Genomic DNA, 11295 nt, shown 5'->3' with positions numbered 1-11295 from the left:
AATTAATTTATGTAAAGATAAATACTCTTCTGACAATCAGTATTTTAAAATATAATTAGTGCTCTTTTTTAAAAATTAGGTTGACGCTCATGCGCATTTGGGCGGGATCTCATAGTTAAACTTGAGAACCATTGCTCTTAATCGATTATTCAATTACATCTCTTTACTGATAGCCTTCCGCTTGCAATTGAAAGAGTTGTGCGTAGAGTGCGTCATTTGCCATCAATTCCTGATGCGTTCCCATTTCTAATACCTTACCCTCTTCCAATACCAAAATCCGATCGGCTTGTCTGACGGTACTGAATCTGTGAGAGATGATAATGCTCGTTTTCCCTTTAGTCAACGCAATAAAACGCTTAAACACATCACTTTCAGCCTTGGCATCCAATGCTGACGTTGGTTCGTCCAAAATCATTACCTCCGCGTCCTTCATATATGCTCTTGCCAAAGCTACTTTTTGCCATTGACCACCGGAAAGTTCCTGTCCTTTATAAAAGCGTTTTCCGAGTTGTTGATCATAGCCTTTTTTAAATTCAGAAATAACTTCGTTAGCCAAACTCAATTCAGCAGCATTCTCGATTTTTTCTTGATTATCCAACTCGTCAATATCACCAATGGCAATGTTTTCCCTAACCGTAAATTCATAACGGAAGAAATCTTGGAAAATCACACCAAAAAACTTCTGATAGTCATTTTGTTTAAATCGATTGATATTGATGCCGTCCAATAATATTTCACCAGATGTGGGTTCATAAAACCGTAGCATCAATTTAGTAAGAGTCGTTTTTCCTGCGCCATTTTGACCTACAAAAGCAATTTTCTCTCCGGCAGATATTTTAAAACTTACGCCTTTAAGAATTTCTGTTTCGGAATCGGGATAAGAAAAGCGCACATTTCTAAATTCAAAACCTGTTTTTATTTTTTCTGGTAAAATCTGATCCTCGAGGTGGTTCGGAACAATCGAGAGGTCAATGAACTCAAAATAATCCTTCAAATAAAGTGCACTTTCTGTAATCCTTGTGAATTTTGAAAAGAAATCCTGAAGGTTTCGGGTCAATCTATTGAAAGAGCCCGACAAAAATGTCAATTCACCAAGAGTAATCACTCCAGAGATCACGCGATAAATAATGAATACGTAAGCCCCGTAATAACTCAGGGTACCCAAAACGTTAAATAAAAACCCTAAAGCAGAGCGTTTAACTGCCAGCTTTTTATTGAGTTCGAAATATTCTTGGGAAAGGTTTTTAAAACGATTAACAATAAAATCGGTCAATCCAAAGAGCTTAATTTCTTTTGCAGTGACATTATTGGCACCGATAAATCGCAGGTAATCGAGCTCCCGCCTTTCTGCCGTCCAACCTCTTGCCAGCGAATATTGCTGCTGACTGAACCAAATCTCATTAATAAAAGAAGGGATGATACTTAACACCAATAAAATAATCAGATAGGGTTCAAAGTAAATTAATCCCGCGACGAGTGTGGTTATGGAGATTAAACTTTGAACTTCACCCAAGGCGTTAGACATGAGACCTACCCGTCCTGAAGTTTGCATCCTGGCGCGTTCCAATTTGTCATAGAATTCAGAATCTTCCAAGAGACTGATATCTATTTGATTGGTTTTTTTAATAATACTGACTGAGGATTCTATGGAATACGCATCACCTAAAAGACCATCGGTCAACGAAATAGCACGACTCATGAGATCTGAAAGGACTATGAGACCCAATTCTATACCCACGTAGGTCCACAGCTGTGTTAAATTTGAGGCCTCCATTTGAGTTTGAAGAATAATCTCATCAATAATGAGCTTCCCAACCCATAAGATAACCACTGGTAAAAGGGCGCCTACAAGTCGGCAAAATGCCGACAATAGAAATAGTTTCTTATTAGTTCTCCAGATCTCCTTAAAGAAACGCGGAATAAACACCAAAGCACTAAAGGACTTTCTTAGACTTGTTTTGTCTTTGTCTTTTAATGATTTTGGAGTTGGTCTTGCCATTGTTTAAAGTGCGATGTAGGATTGAGGTGTTCTGAATATCAATTAGAGGTCATCTTAAGGACGGATGACCGAAGACGGATGACGGAAACCAAGATAAGACCTCAAAAATCGTCTTTCGAAGGCAATCAACTATCCGTCCATCTATAGCTCTCGCTATGGCGGGAGGACCGCCAACTGCAAACTGAGGACTGCTAACTGCTAACTGCTAACTGAACACTAAAGCATCCCCAATTCCAATTTAGCTTCTTCACTCATCAAGTCTTGACTCCATGGTGGATCAAAAGTCATTTCTACTATAGCAGATCTCACCTCGTCAATTGATTTTACACGCTCTTCAACTTCCAAAGGTAAACTTTCAGCTACCGGACAGTTTGGAGTAGTTAAGGTCATCAGAATCTTAACATCGTAATCTTCATTGACAAAAACATCGTAAATCAATCCCAGCTCATAAATGTCTACAGGAATTTCAGGGTCGTAAACCGTTTTTATAACGTTCACTATCTTTTCGCCTAAGGCGAATGTATCTATTTTCTCACTCATTTTTTAAAAGTTTAGAAGTTTAGAAGTTTAAAAGTTTAGGTCATAATAAAAAATATAGACCTAAATATTTTAAACTCATAAACTTAATTCATCTGTGTTAGTATAAAATCTATTCTCTATTTTAGATAGTATGTATCTATCCTTACTCAGATTCCTGCCTTCGCAGGAATTAACATGAGATTCCTGCCTACGCAGGAATTACTGTAACTGTGTTTGGTATGCAATGGCATACATTTTTAATTGCTTGATCATACTCACCAATCCGTTGGCACGTGTTGGCGATAAATGTTCCTTAAGTCCAATGGCATCGATAAAATCAGTATCGGCATCAATAATATCCTGAGGGTGTTGATTTGAAAATACACGGATTAAAATCGCAATAATGCCTTTGGTGATAATGGCGTCACTATCTGCAGTAAATACCACTTTATCGCTGTCCATTTCAGCATGGACCCAAACTTTACTTTGACAGCCTTTAATAATGTTCTCCTGCGTTTTATATTGCTCGTCAATTAACGGTAAGGTCTTACCCAAATCGATCATGTATTGATAGCGTTCTTCCCAATCTTCAAACATTGAAAACTCATCAATCAGGTCTTCTTGTATCGCTTTTATAGTCATTCTAAAAATTTATACAAAGTTACAATTTATCTCTCCAAAATTAGCATTTTAACAATGGATATCAAGCCATTAAATCCTATATACTACTCCGATTTCAAGTAGTTGCATTCTATAAGCAGTTCTTTATTCTCATCTAACAACTGAAGTTTATCATCCTTTAAAGTGTACGATCTGATACTTGCCAGGGCATCAAGAAACGCAGTTTCCACTTTAATATCCCTACACATCATTTCAGTTGAAGAAAGCTCAGAGATGTCCACCTTATTATCGGTAACTATAATTTTTGCTGAAAACCGATTGCAACTCGTATTACCATTAATTTCATTTTGTGACAGATCTATTTTAATAAACGGATTTCTACCAAAACTGTCCCTGTCCTTTACCCGTGTGACCAACCACGAGCCTTGGTCTAAATTTAAAGGTGCTTTTGACTTTTCTAAAACTTCAATCAATTTATATTTTAATGAGGAACCATCTGCTGGAGGATTTTCTACTTCTGTAACCGCAACTTTTATTTTATAATAGAACCCTTCAATATAATCAAAGCCTTCAATATCACTGTAAAAATAAGTCCAATCGCTTTCGCCTACTTCCTTAATTTGAAGACATTTTTGAGTTGCTACGTCCGTGCAATCAACTTTGGCATTTGCAATTAGAATTGTTTTATTGTTTGACGAACAGGAAAAAAATAACACGACCATTGGAATAATGGCTAAAAACTTTGAACTCATATATTTAATTTTGACACCTGACGCTTAGGACAGCATCATTTTAGCTTTTTTAACGCCTTCCACCAAGACATCGATTTCGGCTTTGGTATTATAAAATGCAAAAGAAGCCCTTATCGTTCCTGGGATTTTAAAATAGTCCATGATCGGTTGTGCACAGTGATGTCCCGTACGGACTGCCACACCCATTTTATCGAGTAAGGTCCCAACGTCATAAGGATGAATGCCATCTAAATTAAATGAAACTACCGATGTTTTACGCTTCGAAGTGCCGTAGATTTTCAAGCCTTCTATTTCCAAAAGTCGTTTTGTGGCATATTCTAAGAGCTCATGTTCATAGGCATTAATATTCTTAAAACCTATGTTATTCATATAATCAATGGCGGCGCCAAAAGCAATACCTCCGCAAATATTTGGAGTGCCCGCTTCAAATTTATGTGGCAATCCAGCATAAGTGGTCTTTTCAAACGACACTTCCGCAATCATCTCACCACCACCTTGATATGGTGGTAATTTATTGAGCCATTCTTCTTTTCCGTACAACATTCCAACGCCCGTTGGACCACACATCTTATGGGCTGAAACAACATAAAAATCAACATTCAAAGCTTGTACATCTGCCTTCACATGAGGACAAGCTTGTGCCCCATCCACCAAAACTGCGGCCCCAACGGCATGTGCTTTTTTGATGATGCTTTCAATAGGATTGATGGTTCCCAATGCATTTGAAATATGATTGACAAATACGAGTTTCGTTTTTTCTGAAAGAAGATCGTCGTATGCCGACATGACCAGCTCGCCCTCATCATTCATAGGAATGACTTTTAAAATAGCACCACTACGTTCGCATAACATTTGCCAAGGCACGATATTACTATGGTGCTCTAATGCAGATACAATAACTTCATCACCTTCTTTTAACAGTGCTGTAAAGCCGCTCGCCACCAAATTGATGCCATGGGTTGTACCAGCAGTCATGATGATCTCATGTGAAGCTTTTGCGTTGAAGTGCTTTTGAATTTTTAATCGCGCTTCTTCATATTTATCAGTTGCTTCCTGACTTAAACTATGGACACCTCTATGGATATTGGCATTGTAGTTTGAATAGTAATCTACAATCGCATCAATAACTTGTTGTGGTGTCTGTGAAGTGGCAGCATTGTCAAAATACACCAATGGTTTCCCATTGACTTGTCTTTGAAGTATTGGAAAATCTTTTCTTATGGTTTCTACGTTGAACATAGCGATCTTTTTTGATAGCCCAGATTGAGGCATTGTTGGAGCTCCTCGCAGAGAGCGACTGCCGAAAGCTGGAAATAGCTCCAAAAAAAATTGAGATTAATTTAAAGATATTCCCAGTTTCGTGGGAATGGCACATCTATAGATCGAATCCAATATTAACCCCTAATTTCTTAGCGATAATATTAGTAATACGTTGTTTAATTTCTGGAATTTTAACCGAACTCAATACGTTGTTACTAAACGCATACATCAATAAAGCCTTAGCTTCTTTTTCCGGAATCCCTCTTGAACGCATGTAAAACATAGCGCTTTCATCCAATTGACCAATAGTACATCCGTGCGAACATTTTACGTCATCCGCAAAAATCTCCAATTGCGGTTTGGTGTTGATGCTTGCCTTATCCCCAATCAAAATATTGTTGTTAGCCTGAAACGCATTGGTTTTTTGAGCTAATCTATCAACCAATACCTTTCCGTTAAATACGCCTGTAGCATTGTCATCAAAAATACCTTTGTAATCTTGATGGCTTTCACAATTTGGCTCAATATGATGTACCAAAGTGTTGTGATCTACATGTTGTTTGTTACCAATAATAGTGGTGCCCTTTAATGTAGAATCGATACGCTCTCCATGTTGATAAAAACTAAGATTGTTTCGTGTCAATTTACCACCAAACGAGAACGTATGTACGGTTGCACAGCTTTCCTGCTTTTGATTGATAAATGTACTGTCAATCAAGGAGGCATTTTCGTTGTCATTTTGGATTTTATAATAATCCACAATGGCACGTTTATCGGCAAAAATCTCAGTGACCGTATTGGTCAATACAGGATTTTCAGTCAAACTTTGATGACGCTCAATAATTTGGACATGTGAATTTTCGTCCACAACAATCAAATTCCGTGGCTGTAGCATCAATGCTGCTTCATTACCTGTTGAGAAATGAACAATCTGTATTGGTTTTGCTACCGATTTGTTCTTAGGGATATGAATGTAAGCACCTTCTTGAGAAAATGCCGTATTCAATGAGGTCAGACCGTCCTTTGTAGCGACTTTATTGAAGTAGTTTTCAATAACAGGTCTGTATTTTGGTTTTGATAATGCCGATGACATCAAGCAGATATCAACGCCGTCATGTGTCGTTTCAGAAAGATGTGATGAATATTTCCCATCGATAAAGACAATTTTATAGGTGTCAATATCATGGATGAAATATTTCTTGATATCGTTATAATCGATATGGTTTTCACTTTTCGGAAACACACTATAATCGTGTTTTAAAATACTATTTAATGAAGTATATTTCCAAGCTTCATCCCTTCTTGATGGGAAGCCTTGAGTTTCAAATTCTTTGATGGCTTCACTTCGCACATCATGAACTGGCGAATCTACATCCACCAAGTTTTCGAATGCCATAAATGAGGCTATGAGTTTTTCTTTTAGTTCCATTTTTTCAGTCTTCAGTTGGCAGTTTTCAGTTAGCAGTCACTGAAGACTGCATACTATGGACTGCATACTTAAATTACGCGTTCACTTCATCCTTAATCCAGTCGTAGCCTTTTTCTTCAAGCTCGTGGGCCAATTCCTTACCGCCAGATTTCACGATACGTCCTTCAAACATGACGTGTACAAAATCAGGTACAATATGATCTAACAATCGTTGGTAATGGGTAATGATAATGACAGCATTCTCATCACTTCTAAGTTTGTTTACGCCGCTGGCCACAATTCGAAGTGCGTCAATATCCAATCCTGAATCGGTTTCATCAAGAATAGCGAGTTTTGGCTCTAACATAGCCAATTGAAAGATTTCATTACGTTTCTTTTCACCACCTGAAAAACCTTCATTTAATGATCGAGATAGAAATTTACGATCAATTTCGAGCATCTCTGATTTCTCACGAATCATTTTCAACATCTCGTTAGCTGGCATATCTCCAAGCCCTCTTGCTTTACGAGTTTCATTAATGGCTGTTTTCATGAAATTGGTTACAGAAACCCCCGGAATCTCCGTTGGATACTGAAACGATAGAAAAACACCTTTGTGGGCACGTTCTTCGGGTGCCAGCTCGTTGATGCTTTCCTCTTCAAAAAGTATATCTCCTTGAGTGACTTCATAGTCTTCCTTACCGGCAATAACAGATGCCAAAGTACTCTTACCAGAACCATTTGGTCCCATAATGGCGTGTACTTCGCCTGCATTTATTTCTAAATTGATGCCTTTTAAAATGGCTTTATCTTCAACACTTGCGTGTAAATCAATGATTTTCAACATACGGTTTTACTTAAATTTAACATACAAATTTTAAAAGTTGTCTTTCAGAATTTGATTTTTATATTTTTATTCTTGTGATCTTAATTTTATAACATTACTGTTTTTCTCTTCCACTTTAGAAACAGTTATGATATCAATAATTTCTACTCTGTTATCCCAACCCTCTTCATGTTTTGGCTTTTTGGTGACTTTTACCTTTAGAGTCACGTTAACCTCATCCGTCGGTAGGTCTTTTAAAGGCTCAGCCTTTTTTATCAGCTCTTTGGCTTTTTCATCTTCAATAACACCAAACAGTTCACTTTTAGTTTGCAAGACACCGGCATCATCAAAATAAATGAAATTTCCCGTTAGCTCCCTGACATCAAGCTGATCTTGATCCTCATCTCCTACGTTCGGATATTTTGAATCGTTTTTACAGCATGTAAATGCCATTAGAATAAATACAAGAAAGACTGTTCTTTTCATATATTTTGGGTTGTCTGAGATAGAAAACTTAATCTATTTTAAACCTACAACGTTTTTAAAACCTTGCAGGTTGATCATTCATGCCTTGTGCAGGTTAATCAATCACTATCCTACTGAACCTTCTAAACTTATTTCCAATAATTTCTGAGCTTCCACAGCAAACTCCATCGGTAATTTATTTAATACCTCTTTACTGAATCCATTTACAATAAGCGCAATGGCTTTTTCAGTATCAATACCACGCTGGTTACAGTAAAAAATCTGGTCTTCACCAATTTTACTTGTTGTGGCCTCGTGTTCTATTATTGCCGATTTGTTTTTCACTTCAATATATGGGAAGGTATGTGCGCCACAATCATTTCCCATTAGCAAACTATCACACTCCGAAAAATTACGGGCATTTTCTGCTCGAGGTCCAATTTGAACCAATCCTCTATAGGAATTTTGAGATTTCCCAGCTGAGATTCCTTTAGAAATAATAGTCGATCTGGTGTTCTTGCCTAAATGGATCATTTTTGTTCCTGTATCTGCCTGCTGGTGATTATTGGTCACTGCAATCGAATAAAATTCGCCTACTGAGTTATCACCTTTTAAGATACAGCTTGGGTATTTCCAAGTCACAGCAGAACCAGTTTCTACTTGTGTCCAGGAGATTTTGGCATTTTTCTCACAAATTCCTCTTTTGGTTACAAAGTTGAAAACGCCTCCTTTACCTTCTGCATTACCGGGATACCAATTTTGGACCGTTGAATATTTAATTTCTGCGCCATCCATAGCAATCAATTCCACTACAGCAGCGTGCATTTGGTTTTCATCACGGCTTGGCGCCGTACATCCTTCCAAATAACTCACGTAGCTATCTTCATCAGCAATGAGAAGTGTTCTTTCAAACTGTCCAGTTCCACCTTGATTGATTCGGAAATAGGTTGATAGTTCCATTGGGCATCGGACGCCTTTTGGAATATAACAGAAACTACCATCACTAAAGACGGCCGAATTTAAAGCCGCATAGAAATTATCGGTCCGTGGCACAACAGTACCAATATATTTTTTGACCAATTCAGGATGTTTTTGAATGGCTTCACTGATGGAGCAAAAAATAATGCCTTTCTCATCCAATGATTTCTTAAAAGTTGTAGCCACTGAAACAGAGTCAATCACAACATCCATAGCAACGCCCGCTAACATCTTCTGCTCATCCATAGAAATCCCCAATTTCTTGAAAGTTTCCAATAATTGCGGATCTACCTCATCTAAACTGTCATATTTAGGCTTGGTATTGGGCGCTGAATAATAGGAAATGGCTTGAAAGTCTGGTTTTTCGTAGGTGACATTTGCCCATTCTGGCTCAATCATTTTTTCCCATGCTCGGAAGGCCTCCAAACGCCACTCGGTCATCCATTCCGGCTCCTCTTTCTTCAAAGAAATCGCGCGAACAACATCTTCATTTAAACCAGGCTCAAACGTATCGGACTCAATATCAGTGAAAAATCCATATTCGTATTCCTTGGTCTTTAATTCTTCTCTTAAATCGTCTTCTGTATATTTCGTCATTTTCATTTACATTATTTTGTTAAACTCCTTCCCTTTGGGAAGGTTGGGATGGGCCTATAGAGAAAATGATTCCCCACATCCACATGTGCGATTTGCGTTTGGATTATTAAACACAAACCCTGCACCATTCAAACCACCTGAATATTCAAGGGTAGTACCAATGAGGTATAAAAAGCTTTTTTTGTCGATAACGATTCTGACACCATTATCTTCAAAGACCTTATCCTCATCTCTTTGTGATTTATCAAATTTTAAATCATACGATAAACCCGAACAACCACCACTTTTCACACCAACGCGTACAAAGTCGGTTGCACAGTTAAAGCCATCTTCACTCATGAGTTCCATGACCTTTTTTTTAGCTGTTTCAGATACTTTTATCATTCGTTATTAAGATTATTTCTAAATAGTGGACAAATATACGATATAAGAAGGGTATTTCCATAGAACTTTTCAATATATTCCCAAATAGTGCTATTGGTTTTTTAGATACCGGACTACTTGGAATTATTCCGAAAATTGATTGGTGTTTTCTATCCTATATCCCTAAATTTGCATCATGATAGAAGATAAAAATCAATCGCGCACCCCTATTAGTGAATTAGGTGAATTTGGTCTTATAGACCATTTGACCAAACACTTTGAGGTGACTCAAAAATCCACGATCAAAAGCATTGGTGATGATGCCGCTGTTTTAGACTTTAAATCTAAACAAGTTGTGATAACTACAGATTTACTGGTGGAGCATGTGCATTTCGACTTGAGCTATATGCCCTTAAAACATTTAGGCTACAAGGCTATGATTGCTAATTTATCTGATGTCTATGCCATGAATGCCAATGCGACACAGGTGACGATTGCCATTGCAATTTCCAACCGCTTCCCTTTGGAAGCCTTGGAAGAACTCTACGCCGGCATCGAAGCTGCTTCAAAAATCTATGGTGTGGATGTGGTTGGTGGCGATACGACCTCCTCTACAACAGGACTGATTATTTCTATAACTGCGGTTGGGGAAGTCAATAAAAATGATGTTGTCTATAGAAGCGGTGCGAAACCCAACGATTTGTTGGTGGTTACTGGTGATTTAGGCGCCGCATATATGGGACTTCAAATTTTGGAACGTGAAAAAGAGGTGTTTAAGGTCAACCCAAACAACCAACCCGACTTAGAACCCTACACTTACATTGTGGAACGCCAATTGAAACCAGAGGCACGTAAAGATATTGTTAAGCTTTTAAAGGATTTAAAAGTGAAACCCACTTCTATGATTGATATAAGCGATGGTTTGTCTTCTGAAATTATTCATTTATGTAAGCAAAGTGACGTGGGAGCTGTATTGTATGAAAACAAGATTCCGTTAGATCCACAAGTTATTTCTACCTGTGAAGAATTTAATATTGACAGCACAACGATTGCTTTAAATGGTGGAGAGGATTACGAATTGCTAATGACAATTTCCCAAGAAGATTTTCCAAAAATTAAAGGGAATCCCAATTTAACGGTTATAGGTTATATGACCGAAAAAGAACAAGGCATGCATCTGATCACACGTGGTGATGCACTTATTCCATTAATTGCCAAAGGTTGGAATGCACTAAAGGATCAATAAGCCTTTTGTTTTATTTTTCGTCTTTTGTTGTAGAGTTTTTTTAATACCTTATTAATTTCCCGCCTCTTATCGGTCAAAGGAATAAGCTCTCCAGTATCGCTAGTGGTCGATTGTATGCCACAGCGCAAGCATTGGTACTCCTTGACAAATTTGGTGATTTCATTTTTCACAATAAAATCGTGACTAAATAATCGGCAATATAAATGTTTCAAAGCTCAAGATTTTAGGACCATCTACATGGTAATCAAAACGAATTACAAT

The 11295-nt window shown here is 37.7% G+C and carries 12 protein-coding genes; 1 reads left to right on the top strand and 11 read right to left on the bottom strand.

Going from position 1 to position 11295, the window contains the following annotated elements; genetic code table 11:
• Positions 1–163: 163 nt before the first annotated feature.
• From J4051_RS01695 to J4051_RS01650, 10 genes are all read right to left on the bottom strand, one after another.
• A complete protein-coding gene (locus tag J4051_RS01695; RefSeq protein ID WP_208231934.1) occupies positions 164–1999 on the bottom strand; it encodes an ABC transporter ATP-binding protein in 1836 nt (611 codons plus the stop codon).
• 216 nt (positions 2000–2215) lie between these two features.
• Positions 2216–2539, bottom strand: a complete 324-nt coding sequence (locus J4051_RS01690; RefSeq protein WP_129015657.1) for a DUF59 domain-containing protein — start codon at positions 2537–2539, stop codon at positions 2216–2218.
• 198 nt (positions 2540–2737) lie between these two features.
• Positions 2738–3160 (bottom strand): SufE family protein, encoded by a 423-nt coding sequence (locus J4051_RS01685; protein ID WP_208231932.1) that lies wholly within the window; start codon positions 3158–3160, stop codon positions 2738–2740.
• Between the two features lie 83 nt (positions 3161–3243).
• A complete protein-coding gene (locus J4051_RS01680; RefSeq protein WP_208231930.1) occupies positions 3244–3891 on the bottom strand; it encodes a DUF4377 domain-containing protein in 648 nt (215 codons plus the stop codon).
• Positions 3892–3915: 24 nt separating this feature from the next.
• Entirely contained in the window at positions 3916–5130 is a 1215-nt protein-coding gene (locus tag J4051_RS01675) for an aminotransferase class V-fold PLP-dependent enzyme (RefSeq protein WP_208231928.1), read from the bottom strand.
• A gap of 136 nt (positions 5131–5266) precedes the next feature.
• The gene (gene sufD / locus J4051_RS01670) at positions 5267–6580 is read right to left on the bottom strand and encodes a Fe-S cluster assembly protein SufD (RefSeq protein ID WP_208231926.1); all 1314 of its coding nucleotides are present in this window, start codon (positions 6578–6580) and stop codon (positions 5267–5269) included.
• A 73-nt stretch (positions 6581–6653) separates the two neighbouring features.
• Complete coding sequence (gene sufC, locus J4051_RS01665) at positions 6654–7406, bottom strand: Fe-S cluster assembly ATPase SufC (RefSeq protein WP_208231924.1); 753 nt, start codon at positions 7404–7406, stop codon at positions 6654–6656.
• Positions 7407–7472: 66 nt separating this feature from the next.
• On the bottom strand, positions 7473–7871 hold the full coding sequence (locus tag J4051_RS01660) for a hypothetical protein (protein WP_208231922.1): 399 nt from the start codon (positions 7869–7871) through the stop codon (positions 7473–7475).
• Positions 7872–7976: 105 nt separating this feature from the next.
• Positions 7977–9425 carry a Fe-S cluster assembly protein SufB gene (sufB, locus tag J4051_RS01655; protein ID WP_208231973.1) on the bottom strand — a complete coding sequence of 483 codons (1449 nt, stop codon included), beginning with the start codon at positions 9423–9425 and terminating at the stop codon, positions 7977–7979.
• Positions 9426–9479: 54 nt separating this feature from the next.
• Positions 9480–9809, bottom strand: a complete 330-nt coding sequence (locus tag J4051_RS01650) for a HesB/IscA family protein (protein WP_208231920.1) — start codon at positions 9807–9809, stop codon at positions 9480–9482.
• A gap of 175 nt (positions 9810–9984) precedes the next feature.
• Here J4051_RS01650 and thiL point away from each other — a divergent pair, with 175 nt between their 5' ends.
• Entirely contained in the window at positions 9985–11034 is a 1050-nt protein-coding gene (gene thiL, locus J4051_RS01645; protein ID WP_208231918.1) for a thiamine-phosphate kinase, read from the top strand.
• Here thiL and J4051_RS01640 read toward each other — a convergent pair.
• On the bottom strand, positions 11028–11246 hold the full coding sequence (locus tag J4051_RS01640; RefSeq protein ID WP_208231916.1) for a hypothetical protein: 219 nt from the start codon (positions 11244–11246) through the stop codon (positions 11028–11030). The two genes, thiL and J4051_RS01640, sit on opposite strands and share 7 nt — an antisense overlap.
• Positions 11247–11295: the final 49 nt, after the last annotated feature.

It is taken from the genome of Gelidibacter pelagius, assembly GCF_017581925.1.
GTDB classification, from domain to species: Bacteria; Bacteroidota; Bacteroidia; order Flavobacteriales; family Flavobacteriaceae; genus Gelidibacter; species Gelidibacter pelagius.
The sequence above is the reverse complement of the archived record's forward strand: the minus strand, read 5'-3'. Positions and strand labels throughout refer to the sequence as shown.

Excerpts from the sequence above, each read along its gene's own strand:
- J4051_RS01685 (WP_208231932.1), bottom strand. The coding sequence starts at position 3,160 with ATGACTATAAAAGCGATACAAGAAGACCTGATTGATGAGTTTTCAATG.
- J4051_RS01690 (WP_129015657.1), bottom strand. The coding sequence starts at position 2,539 with ATGAGTGAGAAAATAGATACATTCGCCTTAGGCGAAAAGATAGTGAAC.
- sufD (WP_208231926.1), bottom strand. The coding sequence starts at position 6,580 with ATGGAACTAAAAGAAAAACTCATAGCCTCATTTATGGCATTCGAAAAC.
- J4051_RS01650 (WP_208231920.1), bottom strand. The coding sequence starts at position 9,809 with ATGATAAAAGTATCTGAAACAGCTAAAAAAAAGGTCATGGAACTCATG.
- J4051_RS01675 (WP_208231928.1), bottom strand. The coding sequence starts at position 5,130 with ATGTTCAACGTAGAAACCATAAGAAAAGATTTTCCAATACTTCAAAGA.
- J4051_RS01660 (WP_208231922.1), bottom strand. The coding sequence starts at position 7,871 with ATGAAAAGAACAGTCTTTCTTGTATTTATTCTAATGGCATTTACATGC.
- J4051_RS01680 (WP_208231930.1), bottom strand. The coding sequence starts at position 3,891 with ATGAGTTCAAAGTTTTTAGCCATTATTCCAATGGTCGTGTTATTTTTT.
- J4051_RS01695 (WP_208231934.1), bottom strand. The coding sequence starts at position 1,999 with ATGGCAAGACCAACTCCAAAATCATTAAAAGACAAAGACAAAACAAGT.
- sufB (WP_208231973.1), bottom strand. The coding sequence starts at position 9,425 with ATGACGAAATATACAGAAGACGATTTAAGAGAAGAATTAAAGACCAAG.
- thiL (WP_208231918.1), top strand. The coding sequence starts at position 9,985 with ATGATAGAAGATAAAAATCAATCGCGCACCCCTATTAGTGAATTAGGT.
- sufC (WP_208231924.1), bottom strand. The coding sequence starts at position 7,406 with ATGTTGAAAATCATTGATTTACACGCAAGTGTTGAAGATAAAGCCATT.